This is a genomic window from Pseudomonas poae, from assembly GCF_001439785.1.
Lineage (GTDB): Bacteria > Pseudomonadota > Gammaproteobacteria > Pseudomonadales > Pseudomonadaceae > Aquipseudomonas > Aquipseudomonas poae.
In genome coordinates, this window is sequence record NZ_JYLI01000027.1 from 41,008 (window position 1) to 63,978 (window position 22,971).

Here is a 22,971-nt window from a genome sequence, read left to right on the forward strand (position 1 = left end):
ATTGCCTCATGGCTCTCGACGTTCAAGAAAAAGCACAAATCGTAGCTGACTATCAGCAAGCTGTTGGTGACACTGGTTCGCCAGAAGTGCAAGTTGCACTGCTGACCCACAACATCAACAAGCTGCAAGGTCACTTCAAGGCCAACGGTAAAGACCACCACTCCCGTCGTGGTCTGATCCGCATGGTAAACCAGCGCCGTAAGCTGCTGGACTACCTGAAAGGCAAGGATCTGGGTCGTTATCAGGCTCTGATCGGTCGCCTGGGTCTGCGTCGCTAACAAGCGATTGCGCTAGAGGTTGGTTGTCTGCCGTGTGTCAGTGGGATTCCCGCTGGCCCACGGCAGGCTCCCAGCCTCAAGTTTTATCTGGATACACGTTTTACCCTGGACAGGCGTTGGGCCGATTCCCGACATTGCCCAAGAATTTCGCAAGAAAACAAGTTCCCCAAGAGCCACAAAGAAGGTAGGACACCGTGAACCCGGTTATCAAAAAATTCCAGTTCGGTCAGTCGACCGTTACCCTCGAGACAGGCCGTATCGCCCGTCAAGCCTCCGGCGCAGTGCTGGTTACCGTTGATGACGACGTTACCGTACTGGTGACCGTTGTTGGCGCCAAGACCGCTGACCCGAGCAAAGGCTTCTTCCCTCTTTCCGTTCACTACCAGGAAAAGACTTACGCTGCCGGTAAGATCCCTGGTGGCTTCTTCAAGCGCGAAGGTCGTCCTTCCGAAAAAGAAACCCTGACTTCCCGACTGATCGACCGTCCGATCCGTCCGCTGTTTCCCGAAGGCTTCATGAACGAAGTGCAGGTTGTCTGCACCGTCGTTTCCACCAGCAAGAAGACCGATCCGGACATCGCTGCGATGATCGGTACCTCGGCTGCCCTGGCCATCTCCGGCATTCCGTTCGATGGCCCGATCGGCGCCGCCCGCGTTGCTTTCCACGAAAGCACCGGCTACCTGCTGAACCCGACTTACGAGCAGCAGAAAGCTTCGAGCCTGGACATGGTCGTTGCCGGTACTTCCGAAGCGGTATTGATGGTTGAATCGGAAGCCAAAGAGCTGACCGAAGACCAGATGCTGGGCGCGGTGCTGTTTGCTCACGACGAGTTCCAGTCGGTGATCAACGCCGTTAAAGAGCTGGCTGCCGAAGCGGCCAAGCCTACCTGGGCCTGGGCTCCACAAGCCGAAGCCACCGAACTGCTGGGTGCTATCCGCTCCGAGTTCGGCGCTGCCATCTCTGACGCCTACACCATCACCGTCAAGGCCGACCGTTATGCTCGCCTGGGTGAGTTGAAGGATCAGGTCGTGGCCAAACTGTCCGGTGAAGAAGGCCAGCCTTCGTCCAGCGAAGTCAAAGCCGCTTTCGGTGAAATCGAATACCGCACCGTTCGCGAAAATATCGTTAACGGCAAGCCACGTATCGACGGCCGTGATACCCGCACCGTGCGTCCGCTGAACATCGAAGTCGGTGTGCTGCCCAAGACTCACGGTTCGGCCCTGTTCACCCGTGGTGAAACCCAGGCCCTGGTTGTTGCAACCCTGGGTACTGCGCGTGACGCGCAACTGCTGGACACCCTCGAAGGCGAGAAAAAAGACCCGTTCATGCTGCACTACAACTTCCCGCCGTTCTCGGTCGGTGAGTGTGGTCGCATGGGTGGCGCTGGTCGTCGCGAAATCGGTCACGGCCGTCTGGCCCGTCGTTCGATCGCTGCCATGCTGCCGGCTGCCGACGTGTTCCCGTACACCATCCGCGTTGTGTCGGAAATCACCGAATCCAACGGTTCCAGCTCCATGGCTTCCGTGTGCGGTGCGTCCCTGGCACTGATGGATGCCGGTGTGCCGATGAAGGCACCGGTTGCCGGTATCGCCATGGGCCTGGTTAAGGAAGGCGAGAAGTTCGCCATCCTGACCGACATCCTGGGTGACGAAGATCACCTGGGCGACATGGACTTCAAGGTAGCCGGTACCGCCAAAGGTGTGACCGCGCTGCAGATGGACATCAAGATCAAGGGCATCACCGAAGAGATCATGGAAATCGCCCTGGGCCAAGCCCTGGAAGCGCGCCTGAACATCCTCGGCCAGATGAACCAGATCATTGGTCAGTCGCGTACCGAGCTGTCGGAAAATGCTCCGACCATGATCGCGATGAAAATCGACACCGACAAAATCCGTGATGTCATCGGTAAAGGCGGCGCGACCATCCGTGCGATCTGTGAAGAGACCAAGGCTTCGATCGACATCGAAGACGATGGCTCGATCAAGATCTTCGGCGAATCCAAAGAAGCTGCCGAGGCTGCGCGTCAGCGCGTTCTGGGCATCACCGCCGAAGCCGAGATCGGCAAGATCTACGTCGGCAAGGTTGAGCGCATCGTCGACTTCGGCGCTTTCGTTAACATTCTGCCGGGCAAAGACGGTCTGGTTCACATCTCCATGCTCAGCGATGCTCGCGTAGAGAAAGTGACCGACATTCTGAAAGAAGGCCAGGAAGTGGAAGTGCTGGTACTGGACGTGGACAACCGCGGCCGTATCAAGCTGTCCATCAAAGACGTTGCAGCAGCCAAGGCCTCGGGCGTTTAATCACCCCCCAGGCTTCACGCTGAAAAAGGACTCTTCGGAGTCCTTTTTTTATGGGCGCACGAAAGGCAAGCGTAATCAGGCGCTTAGCGCCACAGGCAAAAGCCGCAACTTGCATGCAGATACACCCGCCTTCATGCAAGTTGCACGATTTCGGAAAATTGGAGTTTTTGTAACTTACTGTTTTTAAAGGACTTAATCGGATTTGTCGACTTGGCACACTGCCTGCAATATCCCCGTTAACGCTGCAGCATCGAGGTTTACACGCTGCAGACTTTTAATAAAACAGGAGTTACTCGTATGAAGAAGTTCGCTTTCGCTACTGCTACCGCTCTGACTCTGGCCATGGGTGCTAACGTAGCCTTTGCTCAGACTTCCCAAGCCCCGATGACGTTGGCTGCTGGTGAAATGACCAAGGCCAAAGAAACTACTTCGGACACCTGGATCACCACCAAAGTCAAAGCTGATCTGCTGACTGAAAAAGGCATCCCAGGTTCGGACATCATGGTTGAGACCAACAAAGGTGTGGTTTCCCTGTCCTCCAAGGTAGCTATCTCGGATTCGCAGAAAGCGACCGCTGTAGCCATCACCAAGAAAATCAAAGGTGTGACTGCTGTTTCCGCTGACGGCCTGATGGCTGGCGGCGCTACCAAGGCAGACAACATCGACAAGACCAAAGGCGCAGCTCATGACGCCAAAGAAACCACCAGCGACACTTGGATCACTACCAAAGTCAAAGCTGACCTGGTAACCGAGAAAGGCATTCCTGGCACCGACATTAAAGTCGAAACCAACAAAGGCGTTGTTTCCCTGTCTTCCACCGTAGCGGTAACTGAAGCTCAGAAAACCACTGCTGTGAACATCGCCAAGAAAATCAAAGGCGTTAAAGCTGTATCGGCTGATGGCCTGAAAGCAGAGTAACGCAACGATTCGACTGAACTGAATGGCGGCGGCGGGTGAGTCAGATATCCACCCAACGCACCCTGGAGTTCATGCGACCGACCACACGGATGTGGTCATTACAGGCCCCGGCACTTGTGCCGGGGCCTGTTTTATTGTGGGGCTGAAATACCCAAACCAAAAAAATGGGAGGGGGCTTGGATCTATAGGGTCTTCAGGTCACTCGGCATCCAGATGCATCGGTGTGACTACACGGCCGTCTTTCTCTGCCTGCCCCAGTTGAGTGTCGATGAAGTACACCCGGTCATCTTCGAGCTGCCCCTTGTCCACCAGGTAGTCCTTGATGGTACTGGCCCGGTCCTGACCCAGCTGACGCAGCAACACATCACTGGCGCTCCAGAACTTGAGCACACCGTCGCGCAGTTTTGCCGCGCGCTCAGTGTCACCCAAGCCTTTCCATTCAGCGGGCGGTTGCTGCTTGAGACGCGTGCGATAGATACCTTCAAGCAATGGCGCCTTTTCCTTCTCCGGTACTTCCAGCAGTGATGCCTGGGCGGGAACCTTGTCGCCACGGCGCTGCAGAATCTTGTAGTAGTTGTACTGGTATTCACGCTCCAGACGCTCGTGTGCCAGGAACGGCCCGTCGCTGCTGGCCGCCGCCGTGCCTTCAATTTCCAGGCGCAGCGCAGGGCGTTCCTTCAAGGCCTTGGCGAGCGTGTTCAGCGCGCCTTCGGCATTCTTGTCCAAGTCACTGGAGCCTGCCGCAAACGACACACTGCCCAGATCCTCCGACCCCCCACCTGTCACAAGCCCGCCAATGAACTTGAACGGCGCGGTGGCCGCACGGGCGACAAGATTGCGCAGCGTCTGCCACACAATCGGCATCACGCTGAACTGTGGATTATTCAAGTCGCCGCTCACCGGCAATTCGAGGGATATTCTGCCGTTAGTGTCCTTGAGCAGTGCAATCGCCAGGCGAATCGGCAGGTCCACGGCATCGGCGCTGTCGACTTTTTCACCCAGTTGCAGTTGTTCGACCACCACCTTGTTTTCGGCCTTCAACTGGCCCTTGATGATCACGTAGTGCAAATCTAGATTCAGGCGGCCCTTGCGGATGCGAAAACCCGCGAATTTCCCCGAGTAGGGTGTCAACGTGGTCAGCTCGACACGTTTGAAGCTGGTGGCGATGTCGAGCGCGGCCATCGGATCAAACGGATTCACGCTGCCCTTGATGGTCACCGGCGCATAGCGGTCCACCTTGCCCTTGATGTCGACACTGGCCGGTTTGCCCTGGCGACTGTCAATCGTGCCGATTTGCCCGTTGAGTTGTTGCACGGCGGTGGCGAAGTTGGGCGTGAGGCTGAAGTCGGCAAAGTTGGCCGAGCCGTCATTGATCGCGACCTGGCCGATGCGGATACCCAGCGGCTTGTCTTTGCTCGCTGCCGGCTTGGCAGTCGACTTGGCGCCACTGTCGGCCGGCTGCGGAATCAGCAGGTCGTCGATGTTGGTGGTGCGATCATCGTTGATCATGAAGCGCACATAGGGCTGCAGCAGGTTGACCTTGTCGATCGACAGGCTGTCGCCGTGCTGGTAGTTCACACCTTCGAGCACCAAGCGCTGCCATTTGAGAAAGTCGCGGGTCTTGAGGGTATCGAGCGTGTGTAGCTGGTCGACCTGCGCTCGGCCGGTGACCTGCAGCTTCAGCGGATCGGTGCTGGTAAGGTTTACATCCAGGTTGCTGCCGAGCATGCCGCTGCGCAGTTCCAGGCGGATGAAGGGGCTGATATAGGACTGCGCCACTCGCAGGTCGATGTCCTGGGTGTTCACCTTCAGCCTGGCGCTGACCGGGTTGAGGTTCACCTCACCGCTGGCCTGGAGTTTGCCCTGCTTGCCCAGACCGCTGTCGAGCTTGAGGGTGAAGGGTTTCTGGTTGAGGCTGTCGAAGTTCTGCACATCGACGTTCAGGGGGCCCAGTTCCAACGCGACGGCGGGTTGAGCCTGACGGTCAGCCAGGTGTACCTGATAATTGCGCAGTTGCACGTCCTTGAGCAGCACTTGCCACGGTTTGCTTGGTGCTGCAGGGGCAGGTTTGGGCGAGTCGGCCGTCGCCGGAGCGCTGGCTGGTTCCGGCGCCCTGGCCGGTTTGTTCGGCTGGCTGGCGAACAGTTTCTGCCAGTCCAGTTGCCCATCGGCTTCGCGGGCGGCCCAGGTTTCCAGATTGTTGCTGCGGATTTTGCCAACCACCACTTGCTGCCTGGCCAGGTCGACTGTGGTGTCGCTTACATCCAGGCGCTCCAGGCGTACCAGCGGCCGGCCATCCGGGGCCTTGATGGCAAACGGCGCGATGCTGGCGGTGGTGTTGGTCAGTTTGAGTTCGGTTTCCTTGGCCAGACTGAAGGTGTAATGGGTGTTGAAATTCAGCACCCCGTCTTCCAGCACCAGTGGCAAGGCGTCACGCACATAGGGCCACCAGGCTTTCATCTTGCCGTCGGTGACTTTCAAGGTGCCCTCAGAGGTGATGGGCACCAGACTGAAATTGCCCTTCCAGTCGATTTGCCCGCCCGCAGGGCCGGCGGCCACCAGGGTCATGTCGGCATTGTCTTCAGGCAACGTGCTGAGGTTTTTCAGCTCGAAGTCGAGCTTGTCGTAGAGGAATTCGATGGGCTCGCTTGGACGCAGGTCCTGAAAGTGCACATAGCCACCGGCCAACTTGACGCTGTCGATACGCAGCGGGAATGGCTTGGCGTCCGGGTCTTTCGGGGTGGGCTCGCTGGGCGGCAGCTTGAACAGCCGGGCCAGGTTCAATGTGCCGGACTTGTCGAACAGCAGCTCGGTTTTGGGCTGGTCCAGCTGTACATCCGCCAGGTGCAGCGCGCGGGTCCACAGGCTGTCGAGCTGAAGGTTGGCATACAGGCGCTCAAAACCGACCTGTTCCTTGCCCGGTTCCCCGACTTTAAGGCCCCAGGCCGTCACCTCCAGGCTGAATGGGTTGAGTTCGATACGCTCCAGTCTCGCCGGCACCGTGGCGTAATGGGCCAGTTGCTGGTTGGCAATACGAAGCGCGATGCCCGGCAGAATCAGAAAGCCCAGCAAGCTGTACAGGGCCAGTGCGGTCAGCAGTGCGCCGATGGCGCGGATCAATCCTTTGGACATGGGCGACGCCATCTATATCGAACAGGAGTGCCTTGGAGTATGGCACGGGTTGTCGGTTCCGAAGCACAGGGCCTATTGGGAAAAGGACTACAACTGCAGGATCAGGGTTTTCAGCGGCGGCTGTTGATCCTGCGACGGAAAATCGGCTCCCGGCGTTATGATCTGCCAGTCGCGTACCGGTCGCCCGGCTTTTTCGGCGCAGCGCAGCACCTGCTCACGCCAGTCGTCCATGCCCACTTTTGCCAGATTATTGCAGCAGATCAGCACGCCATTGTCGGCGGTTGCCAGCAGCGCTGGCTTGAGCAGGCTCTGGTAGTCACGCAGCAGATCGACCGTGCCGAACGCACTCTTGGCCCACGCGGGCGGATCGAGCAACACCAGGTCGTACTGGCGTTGCTCCAGGCGCGGATAAGCGGGCAGTGTATGGCCGCGACGCTGGGTGATCGGCAGGCCGGCCAGTTGGCGAATCGCCGGAAAGTAATCGGACTGCACGAACTCCATGGTCGGCAATTGCGGGTTCAACAGGCCGTTCTCCCGCCCGACCGCCAGGTTGCCCTCGGCAAAGTCCAGGTTGCACACCTCGCGCGCACCACCGGCAGCCGCGCTCAAACCAACGCCGCAGGTGTAGGCGAACAGGTTCAGCACGCTTTTGCCGGCGCTGTGCGCCTTGATCCAGCCACGGGTGTTGCGCAGGTCCAGGAACAACAGCGGGTCTTGCCCGGCATGGCGCCCGCGTACGCGGTAATTGAGGCCCCATTCGTGGCCGATCAGGTCTTCCAATGCCGCCGGGTCTGCGCGGTACACCGTGTCTTCACGGTCGATGCGCGAGTTGCCCCGGGAACGGTCGTTGTACACCAGCAGCAATTCCAGGCCCATGAACTGATTGATCTGTTGGTGCAGGTCCAGCAGGTCTGCGGTGTCGAGCGACTGATGAAAGCTTTGCACCAGCAATTGCAGGCCATAGCGGTCGATGGTCAGGCCGCCGGCGCCTTCCTGGCTGCCGTGGAACAGCCGATAGCAGTCGGTGCCCTGGGCGTGCAGTTCGTTGATCAGGTCTTGGCGATAATCGAGGGCGGCGCGCAGCGCCTGGTTCAGGGGGGACATGGAGCGCGCCTTGCTGTAAATGAGGAAAACAGGGGCGGGGAGTTTAACAGCTAACCCCGGCCAGAGCAGGCCGGGGTCGCGTTGAGGCAGGTATCAGCCGCGATGACGACCGCGGAAGTAGTTGATCAGGCCTTGGGTGGAAGCATCTTCGGCGGAGGTTTCTTCGGCGCCGGTCAGGCGGTTGTAGACGCCCTTGCCCAGCTCCTTGCCCAGCTCCACGCCCCATTGGTCGAAAGCATTGATGCCCCAGATCACGCTCTGCACGAACACTTTGTGCTCATACATTGCCACCAGTGCGCCCAGACGACGCGGGCTGATGCGTTCGACCACGATGGTGTTGCTCGGACGGTTGCCCGGGATCACCTTGTGCGGGGCCAGCTTCTGCACTTCGTCTTCTGCGATGCCTTTGTCGCGCAGCTCCGCTTCGGCTTCGCTGCGGGTCTTGCCTAGCATCAGCGCCTGGCTTTGCGACAGGCAGTTGGCGTAGAGCCACTGATGGTGGTCGGACACCGGGTTGAAGCTGACGATCGGCACAATGAAATCGGCCGGAATCAGTTGGGTACCCTGGTGCAACAACTGATGGTACGCATGCTGGCCGTTGCAGCCCACGCCACCCCAGATGACCGGGCCGGTGTCGGTGGCCACGGGCGTGCCGTCCTGGCGCACGCTCTTGCCGTTGGATTCCATGTCCAACTGCTGCAGGTGTTTGGTGATGTTGCGCAGGTAGTGGTCGTACGGCAGGATCGCATGGCTCTGCGCGCCCCAGAAGTTGCCGTACCACACGCCCAGCAGGCCCAGCAGCACAGGCATGTTCTGTTCGAACGGTGCGGTCAGGAAATGCTGGTCCATGGTGTAGGCACCCGACAGCAGCTCCTTGAAGTTAGACATACCGATGGCCAGGGCGATGGGCAAACCAATGGCCGACCACAGCGAATAACGACCGCCGACCCAGTCCCACATCGGGAAGATGTTTTCTTCGCGGATACCAAAGGCCACCGCCGCCGCGTTGTTGCTCGACACCGCGATGAAGTGGCGGTACAGCTCGGCTTCCGAGCCACCCTGGGCCAGGTACCAGGCGCGGGCGGCCTGGGCGTTTTTCAGGGTTTCCAGGGTGTTGAAGGATTTCGACGAGACGATAAACAGCGTGGTCTCGGCGCGCAGCTTCATGGTCAGCTCGTGGAACTCGCTGCCATCGATGTTCGCCAGGTAGTGGCAGCGCACGCCTTTATGGGCGTAGGACAACAGCGCCTCGGAGACCAGTTCCGGGCCGAGAAACGAACCACCGATACCGATGTTCACCACGTCGGTGATCGGCTTTTCGGTGTAGCCACGCCACAGGCCGTCGTGAATGCGGCCGACCAGGTCAGTGATCTGGTTCAGCACCTTGTGCACGTCCGGCATGATATTCACGCCGTTGACCGACAGCTTGTCGCCCACCGGGCGGCGCAGGGCGGTGTGCAGGGCAGGGCGGCCTTCGGAGGAGTTGACCGGTTCGCCGGCATACAGCGCGTTGATCGCGTCCTTGAGGCCTACTTCATCGGCCAACCCTACCAGCAGGTCACGGGTCTGGCTGGTGATCAGGTTCTTCGAGTAATCGAGGAAAAGCCCGCAGCTGCTCAGGGTGAACTGGGAAAAGCGCTGCGGATCGGCATTAAAGGCTTCGCGCATGCTGAAATCCTGCATGGCTTGGCGATGTTGAGTGAGCGCTTGCCAGGCGGGCAGCGCGGTAACGTCATGAGGAGTGCGGTAGTACGCCATCGCTGCGGGTTTCCTTTTATTACGGGGACTGCCTTTAGGACACTTCAAAGCCCGGAACGTCCAGTCTTGTCGCAACAATTGGGTTGCGGACAGCGCTAACCTTAGCGCCGGGCGATTACATTAAACCTAGCGTGTCGATATGTCTTGGCTTTGTCTGCGCCGCGGCCGGTACTTTTTTATACCGACCCGGCGATCAGGGCAACAGGCGGGCTGCCTGGGCGGGTCAGCTGAGGTTCAGGTGCAGGTTATCGATCAGCCGGGTGCTGCCCAGAAACGCCGCGACCAGGATCACGATGTCCTGGTCCTGCGCGGTGGCGGGGCGCAGGTGCACGCCCTGGCGCACTTCGAGGTAATCCAGGCGCAACCCGGCGGCTTCGATCTGCCGTACCTGTTCGGCACGCAGGCTGGCGAAATCATGGTCGCCGGCCTTGATGGCGGCAGCGATATGGCTGAGGCTGCGATACAGCACCGGTGCGATTGCGCGCTCCTGCTCGGAGAGAAAACCGTTGCGCGAGGACAGCGCCAGGCCGTCTTCGGCGCGCACGGTGGGCTCGCCGATGATCTGGATCGGCATGTTCAGGTCATGCACCATGGCGCGGATCACCGCCAACTGCTGGTAGTCCTTCTGGCCAAACACGGCGATGTCCGGCTGCACCATGTTGAACAGCTTGCTGACCACCGTGGCCACGCCTTCGAAGTGCCCGGGACGGCTGGCGCCGCACAGGCCTTCAGACACGTGCGGGACGCTGACGCGGGTCTGGCCGCTCATGCCTTCGGGGTACATCTCCTCAACGGTGGGTGCAAACAGCAGGTTGCAGCCGGCCTGCAAGAGTCTTTCCTGGTCGGCGGCGAGGGTGCGCGGGTACTTGTCCAAGTCTTCGTTGGCGCCGAATTGCAGCGGGTTGACGAAGATACTGGCGACCACGAAGTCGGCCTGCTGCGCGGCTTTGGTCGCCAGTGTGGCATGACCGTCGTGCAGGTTGCCCATGGTTGGCACGAAGCCGATGCGCTTGCCGGCGCTGCGGGCGTGGGTCACGGCCGCGCGCAGTTCACGCAGGGTTTTTACGGTGTTCATGCAGAAAATCCGTGTTCGGCGGCGGGGAAGGTCACGCCTTTGACGGCGGCGACGTACGCGCTCAATGCTGCGTGGATGCTGTCCTGGCCGGCCATGAAGTTCTTCACGAACTTGGGCACTCGACCGGTGATCGAGAGGCCCAGCATGTCGTGCAATACCAGCACCTGACCGTCGGTGGCACAGCCCGCGCCGATACCGATGACCGGCACGCTGACGGCCTGGGTGATTTCTGCGGCCAGTTCGCTGGGCACGCATTCGAGCAGAATCATGGCAACCCCGGCTTGTTCCAGGGCGATGGCATCAGCCAGCATCTGGCGCGCCTGGGCTTCGTTGCGACCTTGCACCTTGTAACCGCCGAGGAGGTTCACCGACTGCGGTGTGAGGCCCATGTGGGCGCACACCGGTACGCCGCGCTCGGCCAGCAGGCGGATCGACTCGGCGAGCCACAGCGCACCTTCGACCTTGACCATGTGCGCACCGGCGCGCATCAATTTGCTGGCGTTGAGGAACGTCTGTTCGACGGTGGCGTAGTCCATGAACGGCAGGTCAGCGATGATGAATGCGCCGTCGTTACCGCGCTTGACGCTGGCGGTGTGGTAGGCGAGTTCATCGGTGGTGACGGGGAGCGTGCTGTCATTCCCTTGAAGAACCATGCCCAGGGAGTCACCTACCAGCAACACGTCGACGCCCGCCTGGCAGCAGGCGTTGGCGAAGGTGGCGTCATAGCAGGTCAGCATGGTGATTTTTTCACCTTTGAGCTTGAGGCTCTGCAAGGTGGTCAGGGTAATGTCTGGCATCGAAAGGGTCCTCGTTCAGGCGCTTGGAAACAGCGAGTAACGCGCGTGAGTCTTCGTTTATACAGGCGCACCGTCTTGAGAGCAGTGCTTATAAGGCCTGGATTGCGCCCTTCAGCGCCGGGTTGGCGGCAGCGGGACGCCTATAGTCGTGAGGAGGACACGGGAAGTCAATTGGATGTGTTACCGCATTGTTACGAGGGCGTTGTTACCGCTGTTACTGACCCGATTCAGCAGGTTGAAGGCGATGACGATCAAAGGTGGGAGCAGACTTGCCTGCCATACAGGCACCTCGGTCTTTCAGTTAGACCGGGTCGATACCTTCGCAGGCAAGCCAGCTCCCACATTGACCGCGTCAGTTCTGGGGAATACGTTCCAGGCCTTCGAACGGGCAAGTTGCCAGCAAGTGGCTTAAAGGCAGGCCGTCCGGTAAATGGAAATTTGCCGGCGCCAATTCGGCCAGTGGATAGAGCACAAATGCCCGCAGGTGCATGTGGTAATGCGGCACCTTCAGACGAGGCTCGTCGATAACACGATCGCCGAACAACAGGATGTCCAGGTCGAGTGTGCGTGGCCCCCAACGCTCAATGCGCTCGCGGCCCTGATCGTTCTCGATGGCTTGTAACGCATCCAGCAGTTCAAGGGGCGCAAGGCTGCTGTTCAGGGCGGCAACCGCGTTGGTGTAGCGCGGTTGGCCCGGGAGCAGGGAGTCACTTTGATAGAAGGCGGAGACACCGACCACGGTGGTGCCTGGCAACTGCGCCAGCGCCTCAATGGCGCTGCGCAATTGCTGATCCGGGGCAGCCAGGTTGCTGCCCATGCCGATGTAGATACGTTCCACGTTTACTCGCCTGCGGCGCCCGAGGCATCGGTGCCGCTGCGTTTGCGCTTGCTGCTGCTACTGCGCCGACGCTTTTTGGGCGCAGCGCCTTCGCCGTCGCCTTTGCTGCCCAGGTCACGAATCATGTCGCGGCGCCCACTGTCGTTGGCGTCCTGGTAATCGGTCCACCATTCGCCCAGGCCGTCGGTCTGCTCACCGGCGCTTTCACGCAGCAGCAGGAAATCGTAGCCGGCACGGAAGCGCGGGTTGTCCAGCAGCATGTCGGCGCGTTTGCCACTGCGGCGTGGCAGGCGCTCCTGCATGTCCCAGATCTCGCGGATGGGAATGGTGAAACGTTTCGGGATGGCGATGCGCTGGCATTGCTCGGTGATCAGCTCGTGAGCGGCTTCCTGCATCGCCGGAATCGGCGGCATGCCGCGATCCTGCAGGCGCAACACGCGTTTGGGCAAGGCAGGCCATAGCAGCGCGGCAAACAGGAACGCCGGGGTGACCGGTTTGTTCTGCTTGATGCGCAGGTCAGTGTTGGTCAACGCTTCGCTGATCAGGGTGTGGGTGTACGTCGGGTTGTATTCCAGGGCTTCGGCGCTGGCCGGAAACAGAGGATCGAACAGCTGCAGGTCGACGAGCATTTCAAAGGTGTCAGCCGCATAACCCGAGAGAAACAGCTTGAGCACTTCTTCGAACAACCGCGCCGAGGGGATTTCGCGCAGCATCGGGGCCAGTTCGCGAATCGGTGCGGCGGTGTGTTTCTCGATGCCGAAATTCAGCTTGGCGGCAAAGCGCACGGCCCGCAGCATACGTACCGGGTCTTCCTGGTAGCGCTGCGTCGGTTCACCGATCAGGCGGATCAGGTTGTTGCGAATATCGGGCACGCCATTGGCGTAATCGAGGATGCGCTCGCTGACCGGATCGTAATACAGCGCATTTATGGTGAAGTCGCGGCGCTGCGCGTCTTCTTCCAGAGTGCCGTAAACGTTATCGCGCAGGATGCGCCCACTTTCGTTGCGGGAAGACTGGTTGGTGTCTTCCTCTTCATCGTTTTGCGGATGACCGGCACGGAAGGTCGCGACTTCGATGATTTCGCGACCGAAGTGAATGTGCACAAGCTTGAAACGGCGACCGATGATGCGCGCATTGCGAAACTCGGCACGCACCTGTTCGGGCGTGGCACTGGTGGCGACGTCGAAATCCTTGGGCGTGATATTGAGCAGCATGTCACGTACGCAGCCGCCCACCAGATAGGCCTGGTAGCCGGCGTTCTGCAAACGTTCGACGATGTTCACCGCGTAGCGGCTGAACTGAGCGCGCTGCAATGAATGCTGATTGCTGTTAAGCACTTCAGGCGTGCTGCGAATGTGTTGCGTACGACGCACGGGAGAACGGAATGACTGGAACAACTTCTTCAGCATGGGATGCACTGTTTGAAGGAATGTTCGGCCATAACGAGGAATGACCGCATGATGGGCCGGGATTCTAGCATTTAGTCAGGGGATGGTGTAGGAACAAGCTGCAAGCGTTGCTCTGAAAGCTTCAAACGACTGCCGGGAGGGGTAAAACGCAGAAACTACAAGGGGAGCCGAAGCTCCCCCAGAAGTAGTTGCGTACTCTATTTTTATTATTAGTGTCGGGCTTCTTGTTTTTATTGATCGCCCTCGTCAGGAAGCTTCACCTTCATGACACTCCCAATTGGGAGCCAAGAGCAAACGGATTGCTTTGGTCGCTGTGTTGCTGATCTACGATCCAACCAGTTCAGGCTCTGCCTTAGGGCAGTTTTTGTTGTTCTCGGCCTGGTTGCGGGGCAAGCCCCAAATGCAACGCCTCTCCAAAAGAATCAGTTAGCTGCGCCTCCGCCGTGTTGTTTTTGTTATGCGTGAGTCGATTCGTCTTATTTTTATTGTCTTGTTCAGAGCTTGTTATTGTTTTTGTACTAAGCATATAGCAGGGTGCGTGCCAACTTTAGCGACGCCCAGCAAAAGCAGGGGGTTGAGACGGTTTCAGGTTTTTTGCCGACGAAAAAAAGCCGGGGCTTCGTTACCGTAAGCCCCGGCTTTTGTTACGCGAAATATCCGCGGTAACAGTTTTTTCACATCTGAGGGTGTTACCTGTGAGGGCGCCCCCTCAACTCTCGCTGGCAACGCCGGTCTTGCGCCGCGGAATGCCCAGGCGCTGACGCCGTTCCCACAGGCATTTGCGGCTCACACCCAGCTTGCGCGCCAGTTCGGTCTCGGTCATGTGATCCTGGTGCTCCAGCACGAAATGCTGAAAGTAATCTTCCAGTGACAGGTCTTCGGTCGGCTCATGACTGGTGTTGCTGCCGCCCGGTTGCGGCGCCAGGCCGATGAAGTCGTCATCCTCCAGATCACTGAGTTCGATATCGATACCCAGCAGCTCGGCGGAAATCTCCGGGCTCTCCGACAGGATGACCGCGCGCTCCACTGCGTTTTCCAGTTCGCGCACGTTACCTGGCCACGAGTAGTGCCGAATCGCCTGCTCGGCGTCCGGAGCAAACTTCAGGTCGGTACGGTTGATGCGCGCGCTCTGGCGCAGCAGGAACGCACTGGCGATCTCGTTGACGTCGGCGCCACGCTCACGCAGGGCGGGCAGCTTGAGGGCGATCACGTGCAGGCGGTAATACAGGTCTTCACGGAACTGGCCGATCTTGGCCAGGCTCTTGAGATCCCGGTGGGTCGCGGCGATCAGGCGCACATCAACCTTCTGCGACTGCACCGAGCCGACGCGTCGAATCTCGCCTTCCTGCAATACCCGCAGTAACCGCGCCTGCGCTTCCAGTGGCAGTTCGCCAATCTCGTCAAGGAACAGGGTGCCGCCATCCGCCGCTTCCACCAGCCCCGCACGCCCGGCGCTGGCGCCAGTGAACGCGCCTTTTTCGTGGCCGAACAGCTCGGACTCGATCAGGGATTCGGGGATTGCCGCGCAGTTCACCGAGATCATTGGCGCCTTTGCGCGCCGGGAGAGATTGTGCAGCGCACGCGCCACCAATTCCTTACCGGTGCCGGACTCGCCCTGGATCAACACGTTGGAGTCGGTGGGCGCCACTTTGCGGATTTTGCTGTACAGATCCTGCATGGGCGGGCAGGAACCGATGATGCCGATCTCGCCATTGCTGTTGTCGACGCCCGGTTTTTCGGCGGTTTTGCCGGTCGGGCGCGGTTCGGCCGGTGTGCCGCCGGACGACTGACGGTCACGCAGGATGCGCGCCACGGCCTGGAGCATCTCGTCGTGGTCGAACGGTTTGGCGATGTAGTCCACCGCGCCCATCTTCATGGAGTCCACGGCCGAACGCAGGCTGGCGTAGCTGGTCATGATCAGCACCGGGGTGCCCTGGCCCAGCTTGATCAGCTCGGTGCCCGGTGCGCCGGGCAGGCGCAGGTCGCTGACAATCAGGTCGAACGTGGGAATGCTGAATCGCTCCTGCGCTTCCTGCACCGAGCCTGCTTCGCTGACCTGGTACTGATTGCGCTCAAGCAGGCGACGCAAGGCAGAGCGGATGATGGTTTCGTCTTCGACGATCAAAATGTGCGGCATTGATTCAATTCTCTCGACGGTCTCAGTTCACAGCGGACGTCGCTTCGACATGACGCGGCAAGGTCACCCGTATACGGGTGCCGCGTTGGCTTTCAAGGTCAGCCGGGCTGTCGATGGTGATTTGTCCATAATGCTCTTCAACGATGGAATAGACCAGCGCAAGGCCCAGACCGGTGCCTTCACCGGGATCCTTGGTGGTGAAGAAAGGTTCGAACAATCGGTCCATGATGTTCTGTGGAATGCCGCTGCCTTCATCTTCCACGATCAGGTCGACCGTGTGCTCGAAAGCCTCGGTCTTGACCCGCACCGCGCCGCCGGCGGGCGTTGCATCGCGGGAGTTGGACAACAGGTTGATCAGCACCTGGGCCAGGCGTTGTGAGTCGCCGTCGACCCAGTGTTCCGGGTCGCACAGGTTGAAGAACTGTACCTCGAAATTGCGCCGGTTCAAGGCCAGCAGCCCAATGGCATCCTGGGCGACTTTTGCCAGGCACACCGCTTCGTCCTGATTCTGATGGGCGCCCGCGTGGGCAAAGCTCATCAGCGATTGCACGATGCGTGACACACGCTTGGTCTGCTCAAGGATCTGCCCGCTGATCTCGGTGATCTCGCCGTCTTCCTCGCGCTCTTCGCGCAGGTTTTGCGCCAGACACGCGATACCGGTAATCGGGTTGCCGATCTCGTGGGCCACGCCGGCGGCCAGGCGACCAATGCTGGCCAGGCGCTCGGAGTGCACCAGCTTGTCTTCGAGCATCTGGGTGTCGGTCAGGTCTTCCACCAGCAGCACCAGGCCGCTGTTGCCGGGGGCCAGGGGCTCGTCGATGGCGGCCTTGTGCAGGTTGAGCCAGCGTGTCTGGCCGTCCAGGGCCAGGTGCTGTTTGTGCAAGTGCTCGTCGGGCAGGTTGATAAAACCCTGTAACAATTCCTTCCACGGATCGCCGAGGGTATTAAGGCGTGAGCCCACCACCCGCTGCGCGGCGATACCGGTGAGTTCTTCCATGGCCTTGTTCCACATCAGGATCTCCTGATCCTTGGCCAGGGAGCACACGCCCATCGGCAACTCCTGCAAGGTCTGGCGGTGATAGCGGCGCAGGGCGTCGAGTTCGGCGGCAAGGCCTGTGAGGCGCGAGTGGTAGTCCTCCAGCCGGCTTTCGATGAAGTGGATGTCTTCGGTCACATAGTTTTCGCCGCCGGCTTTGTAGGGCAGGAAGGTTTCCACCATGTCCTGGGACACGCTGGGGCCCATCAGGCCGGACAGGTTGGCTTCGATACGGTCACGCAGGCGGCGCAAGGCGTAGGGGCGGCGTTCGTCGAATGGCAGGTACAGGTCACGCAGCGCCTGTTCGACTTCCTTTTGCGCGGCCTTGGCGCCCAGCGGCTTGGCCAGTTGGGTGGCGAACTCCTGAGGCGAGGCCGCGTGCAGTTCGCGGCGTTGCGGACGGCGTACGTTGTCCACCGCGCAGGCTTCGGCGGCACTGGTTTCTTCGGGGCTGGCGTTGGTGAACAGCGAGATCAGCGTGAACATCAGCACGTTGGCCGCCAGCGAGGCAATTGCCGCCATGTGCCAGCTGGTGTCGTCGAGCACGTAGATCATGTTCAACAGCGGGATATAGAAACCCTGCAGGTTGCCAACCAGCGGCAGCAGCATGGTCACCACCCACACGAGAATGCCCGCCAGCAGCCCGGCGATAAAACCGCGACGGTTGGCGGTCGGCCAGTACAACACCGACAACACACCCGGCAAAAACTGTAGGGTGGCGACGAAGGCGACGATGCCCAGATTGGCCAGGTCCTGGCCGGCACCCAGCATCAGGTAAAAGCCGTAGCCAGCCATGATGATCGCGACAATCAGCGCGCGGCGCGTCCATTTCAGCCAGCGGTAGATATTGCCTTCGGCCGGCGGCTGATAAAGCGGCAGCACCAGATGGTTGAGCGCCATGCCCGACAGCGCCAGGGTGGTGACGATGATCAGCCCGCTGGCCGCCGACAGACCGCCGACGTACGCCAGCAAGGCCAGGGCCGGACTGTTGGCGGCGATGCCGATGCCGAGGGTGAAATACTCCGGATTGGTAGTGGCCCCAAGCTTGAGCCCGGCCCACAGGATCAACGGCACCGCCAGGCTCATCAGCAGCAAAAACAGCGGCAGGCCCCAGCTGGCGCTGACCAGCGAGCGCGGGTTGAGGTTTTCGGTGAACGTCATGTGGTACATGTGCGGCATCACGATCGCCGAGGCGAAGAACACCAGCAGCAGCGTGCGCCAGGGGCCTTCCTGCAGCGGCGTGTGCAGGGCGGCGAGGGCGGTCTGGTTTTGCAGCAGCCACAGTTCCAGTTGCTGCGGGCCGTCGAACACGCCGTAGAGCGCATACAGGCCGACGCCGCCAATGGCGATCAGCTTGATCACCGATTCGAAGGCAATTGCAAACACCAAGCCTTCGTGTTTCTCGCGGGTTGCGATATGCCGTGAGCCGAAGAAAATCGTGAACAGCGTGATCAGTGCACAAAAGGCCAGGGCCACGCGGTGCTGCACCGGCTCGCGGGTGAGGATGCTGATGGAGTCGGCCACCGCCTGGATCTGCAGGGCCAGCAAGGGCAGTACGCCGATCAGCATGAAAATGGTGGTAAGCGCGCCGGCCCAGGTGCTGCGAAAACGGAAGGCGAAGAGGTCGGCCAGGGACGACAGCTGGTAGGTGCGGGTGATTTTCAGGATCGGGTACAGCAGCACCGGCGCCAGCAAAAAGGCGCCGGACACCCCGAGGTAGCTGGAGAGAAACCCGTAGCCATACTGGTAGGCCAGGCCCACGGTGCCGTAGAACGCCCAGGCGCTGGCATACACGCCCAGGGACAAGGTGTAGGTCAACGGATGGCGAATGATCGCCCGCGGGATCATGCCGCGCTCACTGATCCAGGCGACGGCGAACAGCGCGGCCAGGTAGGCGGCGCTGATCAACAGCATCTGGGTGAGGCTAAAGCTCATCGGCATCTTTTTGGCTCTGCAGGATGAAAGTCACGACGATCAGGATCAGCCACAGCAGATAAGGGCGATACCAGGCGCCCGTGGCGTCGATCCACCAATCCATGATGGCGGGGGAAAACAGGTAGATCCCGACGACCAGCAGCAGGACCAATCGATAGATGTACATGTTGGCCTCTGATTAAAAAACTGCCGCGATGGTAACGGATGCCGGGCCGGCTGCAAGCGCCTTCAACTCAATTGCGCTTCGGCCAGGGTAAGCGTGCGCGGAATCTGTAGCGGATCCCAGTGCCGGATGCCCCAGTCCAGCAGTTCGCGTGGGCTGGCGTGAAGCAGTTCGTCACCAGGTTGCTGGCCGAGGGCGCGCAAGGCGCGCAGCAGCAGCGGCGTGGCCTGGTCCTGAGTCAGTGGCGGTGAACGGTAGGATTTACCCAGCTTGTTGCCGTCCGGCTGCACGATCAGTGGCACGTGCAGGTAGCGCGGCTGGCGCAGGCCCAGCAGCTCCTGCAGGTACAGCTGGCGCGGCGTAGAGTCGAGCAGGTCGGCGCCGCGCACGATGTCGGTCACACCCTGCCAGGCATCGTCGAGTACCACGGCCAATTGGTAGGCGTACAGACCGTCGCGGCGGCGGATGACGAAATCGCCAGCCTCGCGACCCAGGTGCTGTCGGAATTCACCCTGAACGCGATCAGTAAAATGGTAGGCAAGCTCCGGCACGCGCAGGCGGATCGCTGCATCCTGCTGGTCGTGACCGGCGTTGCGGCACAAACCGGGGTAAATCCCGTTGTAGGGTTCCAGCTGTTTGCGTGAGCAGGTGCACGCGTAAGCCAGGCCATGGTTGAACAGGTCGTTCAGCACCTTGGCGTAGGCGTCGTGCCGTTCGCTTTGCCGGACCAGATCGCCATCCCATTCGAAGCCATAGCTTTCCAGCGCATGCAGGATGGCGGCCTGGGCGCCGGGTTCTTCGCGGGGAGGGTCGAGGTCTTCCATGCGCATCAGCCAGCGGCCGTGGTTGGCGCGGGCGTCGAGGTAGGAGGCAAGGGCGGCGACCAGGGAGCCGAAATGCAGGTGGCCGCTGGGCGTGGGGGCGAAACGCCCTATATAGGTAGAGGCTGTCATGGGCCGGATACTACTGGAAACAGGAACGCCAGATACACAAATGGGGCGTTTGCACGCCCCATTCGTTTCAGTTCGGCAGGAATTACTTGCCGACCTGTTTTTCCTTGATTTCAGCCAAGGTCTTGCAGTCTACGCACAGGTCTGCGGTTGGGCGGGCTTCCAGGCGGCGAATACCGATCTCGACGCCGCAGGATTCGCACCAGCCGTATTCCTCGTCCTTGATCAGTTGCAACGTTTTGTCGATCTTTTTGATCAGCTTGCGCTCGCGATCACGGGCGCGCAGCTCCAGAGCGAACTCTTCTTCCTGGCTGGCACGGTCGGCCGGGTCAGGGAAGTTGGCTGCTTCGTCCTTCATGTGGTCAACGGTACGATCAACCTCCTGCATCAAGTCCTGTTTCCACTTGTTCAGGATCTTGGTGAAGTGCTCGCGCATGGGCTCGCCCATGTACTCCTCGCCCTTTTTTTCCACATAAGGGTCGAAGCCGCCGAGGCCTTGAGTCTGCTGTTGCTTTGCTTGGGTGGACATGAATAGACCGCCTCTCACTCTTCTAATCCATTGCGCAGGATTGCAACGTCACCGACACCTGCCGGCCCTGCGGCTGCAAGCGGGCGAACTTACCAGATAGATTCGGGGTGCGCCACTCCCGGTTGTCGAGGCATCTCGACAGGGCTGCCAACCGCTGCAGCCCGCCATGGTTAGGCGTGGAGCGCCTCGAAGGTTGATTTTAGTCGTTTTGCTGGCACGTGCTGGCCCATGTGGGGCGGCCGAACAGGCAATAGAGCATGTATTAACGCAAGGGTTCGGTAGAATCCTGACTTTGTTCTCACGCTTTAAGGAAGGCTAATGGCCCAGCCCTACAGTGCGCGCAGCCGCGCCATAGAACCGTTTCATGTCATGGCGTTGCTGGCACGAGCCAATGAGCTGCAGGCGGCCGGTCTGGATGTGATTCACCTGGAAATCGGCGAGCCGGATTTTACTACCGCCGAGCCTATCATTCAGGCCGGCCAGGCCGCGCTGGCCAATGGCAAGACACGCTATACCGCTGCCCGTGGGTTGCCCGAGTTGCGTGAGGCAATCAGCGGGTTTTATCAGCAGCGCTACGGATTGAACGTAGATCCTGAGCGCATTCTGATTACACCCGGTGGCTCCGGCGCCCTGTTATTGGCCAGCAGCCTGCTGGTCGATCCTGGCAAGCACTGGCTGTTGGCCGACCCCGGCTACCCCTGCAATCGACACTTTCTGCGCCTGGTGGAAGGTGCAGCCCAACTGGTGCCGGTCGGCCCGGACGTGCGTTATCAACTGACCGCCGAGTTGGTGGCCAAACACTGGGACCAGGACAGCGTGGGCGCCCTCGTCGCATCGCCGGCAAACCCGACCGGCACCCTGCTCACGCGGGACGAACTGGCCGGTCTGTCCAAGGCAATCAAGGCGCGCAACGGGCATCTGGTGGTGGATGAGATCTATCACGGCCTGACCTACGGCACCGATGCCGCCAGCGTGCTGGAAGTCGATGATGAGGCGTTTGTCCTGAATAGTTTTTCCAAGTATTTCGGGATGACCGGCTGGCGCCTCGGTTGGCTGGTGGCGCCGCCCGATGCGGTGGCGGATTTGGAGAAACTGGCGCAAAACCTCTACATCAGTGCGCCGAGCATGGCCCAGCATGCCGCGCTCGCCTGCTTTACTGCGCAAACCCTGAGCATTCTGGAAGCGCGCCGCGCCGAGTTCGGCCGCCGCCGTGACTTCCTGCTGCCGGCGCTGCGTGAGCTTGGTTTTGGTATTGCGGTGGAACCGGAGGGGGCGTTCTATTTGTATGCCGATATCAGCGCATTCGGCGGCGATGCCTTCGCGTTCTGCCGACATTTCCTGGAGACCGAACACGTGGCATTTACGCCTGGGCTGGACTTTGGCCGCTACCAGGCCGGTCATCACGTGCGTTTTGCCTACACGCAGAACCTTGATCGCCTGCAGGAGGCGGTGGAACGCATCGCCCGTGGCTTGCGGAGCTGGCAAGGCTGATGCGCTTTTATCCTCCCCTTGAAGAAGCGCGGCTGATTCGCCGCTACAAGCGTTTTCTTACCGATATCGAAACCGTTACCGGCGAGTTACTCACTATTCACTGTCCGAACACCGGTTCGATGCTCAATTGCATGGTCGAGGGCGGGCAAGTCTGGTTCAGTCGCTCCGATGACCCCAAGCGCAAGTTGCCCGGCACTTGGGAAATCGCCGAGACACCACAGGGCCGGCTGGCGTGCGTGAATACGGCGCGGGCCAACCAATTGGTCGAGGAAGCGCTGCGCGCCGGAGTGATCAGCGAGCTCAACGGCTTTACTGCGCTGAAGCGAGAGGTGCCTTACGGCCAGGAGAAAAGCCGGATCGATTTTCGCCTTGAGTACCCGGAGGGGGCGGCGTATGTCGAAGTCAAAAGTGTCACCTTGGGGTTCGACGGCTCGGCGGTGGCGGCGTTTCCCGACGCGGTGACCCAGCGTGGCGCGAAACATTTGCGCGAACTGGCGCACCTGGCTCGCAGCGGGGTGCGTGCGGTACAGCTGTATTGCGTGAATCTTTCCGGGATCGAAGCGGTGCGCCCTGCCGTGGAGATTGACGCCGGCTACGCTGACGCTTTGCGTGAGGCCAAGGCGGCGGGTGTCGAGGTGCTGGCCTATGGTGTGCGCGTGACCCACGAAGAAATCGTAGTGGACCGCAAGCTCCAGGTTTTGCTCGGCGACTAGAATTGCACCCACAGGCCGTGTTCGTCTTCGCGGACGGGCAGGGCCGTGAGGCTTTGACCTGCGCAAGGCCCGGCGATGCACTCACCACTTTCGATGAGGAACAGCGCACCGTGCGTGGCGCACTGGATCAGGCTGGCGCTCTCGTCGAGGAAGCGATCAGGCTGCCATTCCAGCGGGATGCCGCGATGAGGGCAGCGGTTGATGTAGAAGTAGGCGATGCCATCGCGGCGCACGGCCAACAGCTTGCAACCGTCTATTTCAAAACCGAGGCTGCTGTCGGGCGCGAGGGTATGGGAGGGGCAGACGAACTTCATTTCAATCCTCAAGTGCCTTGACGTGTAAATGCAAACAATTATCAAATGCCGGCTTCATCCGTCAGTTGATCTTGCGCTCAGTACGATGCCCGGC

18 protein-coding genes are annotated in these 22,971 nt (G+C 60.3%); 5 read left to right on the forward strand and 13 right to left on the reverse strand.

Annotated features, from left to right (window positions below):
• Window positions 1-8: 8 nt before the first annotated feature.
• The 3 genes from rpsO to TU75_RS24255 all read left to right on the forward strand — a co-directional run bounded on the left by rpsO (window position 9) and on the right by TU75_RS24255 (window position 3,496).
• Window positions 9-278 (forward strand): 30S ribosomal protein S15, encoded by a 270-nt coding sequence (rpsO, locus tag TU75_RS24245; RefSeq protein WP_003176135.1) that lies wholly within the window; start codon window positions 9-11, stop codon window positions 276-278.
• Window positions 279-472: 194 nt separating this feature from the next.
• Window positions 473-2,578 (forward strand): polyribonucleotide nucleotidyltransferase, encoded by a 2,106-nt coding sequence (pnp, locus tag TU75_RS24250; protein ID WP_060550386.1) that lies wholly within the window; start codon window positions 473-475, stop codon window positions 2,576-2,578.
• A 297-nt stretch (window positions 2,579-2,875) separates the two neighbouring features.
• The gene (locus TU75_RS24255; RefSeq protein ID WP_003235018.1) at window positions 2,876-3,496 is read left to right on the forward strand and encodes a BON domain-containing protein; all 621 of its coding nucleotides are present in this window, start codon (window positions 2,876-2,878) and stop codon (window positions 3,494-3,496) included.
• A gap of 198 nt (window positions 3,497-3,694) precedes the next feature.
• Here TU75_RS24255 and TU75_RS24260 read toward each other — a convergent pair whose 3' ends face one another.
• From TU75_RS24260 to dksA, 12 genes are all read right to left on the reverse strand, one after another.
• The gene (locus TU75_RS24260) at window positions 3,695-6,628 is read right to left on the reverse strand and encodes a DUF748 domain-containing protein (RefSeq protein WP_060550387.1); all 2,934 of its coding nucleotides are present in this window, start codon (window positions 6,626-6,628) and stop codon (window positions 3,695-3,697) included.
• 87 nt (window positions 6,629-6,715) lie between these two features.
• Window positions 6,716-7,732 (reverse strand): class I SAM-dependent rRNA methyltransferase, encoded by a 1,017-nt coding sequence (locus TU75_RS24265; RefSeq protein WP_060550388.1) that lies wholly within the window; start codon window positions 7,730-7,732, stop codon window positions 6,716-6,718.
• A 93-nt stretch (window positions 7,733-7,825) separates the two neighbouring features.
• Entirely contained in the window at window positions 7,826-9,490 is a 1,665-nt protein-coding gene (pgi, locus tag TU75_RS24270; protein WP_060550389.1) for a glucose-6-phosphate isomerase, read from the reverse strand.
• 223 nt (window positions 9,491-9,713) lie between these two features.
• Complete coding sequence (gene panC, locus TU75_RS24275; RefSeq protein ID WP_060550390.1) at window positions 9,714-10,565, reverse strand: pantoate--beta-alanine ligase; 852 nt, start codon at window positions 10,563-10,565, stop codon at window positions 9,714-9,716.
• A complete protein-coding gene (panB, locus tag TU75_RS24280) occupies window positions 10,562-11,362 on the reverse strand; it encodes a 3-methyl-2-oxobutanoate hydroxymethyltransferase (protein ID WP_060550391.1) in 801 nt (266 codons plus the stop codon). The genes panC and panB overlap by 4 nt, the downstream gene beginning before the upstream one ends.
• A gap of 352 nt (window positions 11,363-11,714) precedes the next feature.
• A complete protein-coding gene (gene folK / locus TU75_RS24285) occupies window positions 11,715-12,200 on the reverse strand; it encodes a 2-amino-4-hydroxy-6-hydroxymethyldihydropteridine diphosphokinase (RefSeq protein ID WP_060550392.1) in 486 nt (161 codons plus the stop codon).
• A 2-nt stretch (window positions 12,201-12,202) separates the two neighbouring features.
• On the reverse strand, window positions 12,203-13,609 hold the full coding sequence (locus TU75_RS24290; RefSeq protein ID WP_003235008.1) for a polynucleotide adenylyltransferase PcnB: 1,407 nt from the start codon (window positions 13,607-13,609) through the stop codon (window positions 12,203-12,205).
• Window positions 13,610-14,318: 709 nt separating this feature from the next.
• The gene (locus TU75_RS24295; RefSeq protein WP_003235006.1) at window positions 14,319-15,746 is read right to left on the reverse strand and encodes a sigma-54-dependent transcriptional regulator; all 1,428 of its coding nucleotides are present in this window, start codon (window positions 15,744-15,746) and stop codon (window positions 14,319-14,321) included.
• Between the two features lie 22 nt (window positions 15,747-15,768).
• A complete protein-coding gene (locus tag TU75_RS24300) occupies window positions 15,769-18,723 on the reverse strand; it encodes a sensor histidine kinase (RefSeq protein ID WP_162276121.1) in 2,955 nt (984 codons plus the stop codon).
• Window positions 18,707-18,883, reverse strand: coding sequence for a hypothetical protein (locus TU75_RS27525; RefSeq protein WP_003176118.1), 177 nt, complete (start codon window positions 18,881-18,883; stop codon window positions 18,707-18,709). The genes TU75_RS24300 and TU75_RS27525 overlap by 17 nt, the downstream gene beginning before the upstream one ends.
• A gap of 62 nt (window positions 18,884-18,945) precedes the next feature.
• Window positions 18,946-19,833, reverse strand: coding sequence for a tRNA glutamyl-Q(34) synthetase GluQRS (gene gluQRS / locus TU75_RS24310; RefSeq protein WP_060550394.1), 888 nt, complete (start codon window positions 19,831-19,833; stop codon window positions 18,946-18,948).
• Window positions 19,834-19,915: 82 nt separating this feature from the next.
• The gene (gene dksA / locus TU75_RS24315; RefSeq protein ID WP_003235002.1) at window positions 19,916-20,359 is read right to left on the reverse strand and encodes an RNA polymerase-binding protein DksA; all 444 of its coding nucleotides are present in this window, start codon (window positions 20,357-20,359) and stop codon (window positions 19,916-19,918) included.
• 318 nt (window positions 20,360-20,677) lie between these two features.
• On the opposite strand from dksA, the gene TU75_RS24320 reads away from it, so the two are divergent.
• Together TU75_RS24320 and sfsA are read left to right on the forward strand one after the other, a co-directional pair.
• The gene (locus TU75_RS24320) at window positions 20,678-21,850 is read left to right on the forward strand and encodes a pyridoxal phosphate-dependent aminotransferase (protein ID WP_060550395.1); all 1,173 of its coding nucleotides are present in this window, start codon (window positions 20,678-20,680) and stop codon (window positions 21,848-21,850) included.
• Complete coding sequence (gene sfsA / locus TU75_RS24325) at window positions 21,850-22,563, forward strand: DNA/RNA nuclease SfsA (RefSeq protein WP_003235000.1); 714 nt, start codon at window positions 21,850-21,852, stop codon at window positions 22,561-22,563. Before TU75_RS24320 ends, sfsA begins: the two co-directional genes overlap by 1 nt.
• Here the strand turns inward: sfsA and TU75_RS24330 are convergent.
• Complete coding sequence (locus TU75_RS24330; RefSeq protein WP_003234999.1) at window positions 22,560-22,877, reverse strand: Rieske (2Fe-2S) protein; 318 nt, start codon at window positions 22,875-22,877, stop codon at window positions 22,560-22,562. The genes sfsA and TU75_RS24330 overlap by 4 nt on opposite strands.
• Window positions 22,878-22,971 lie beyond the last annotated feature (94 nt).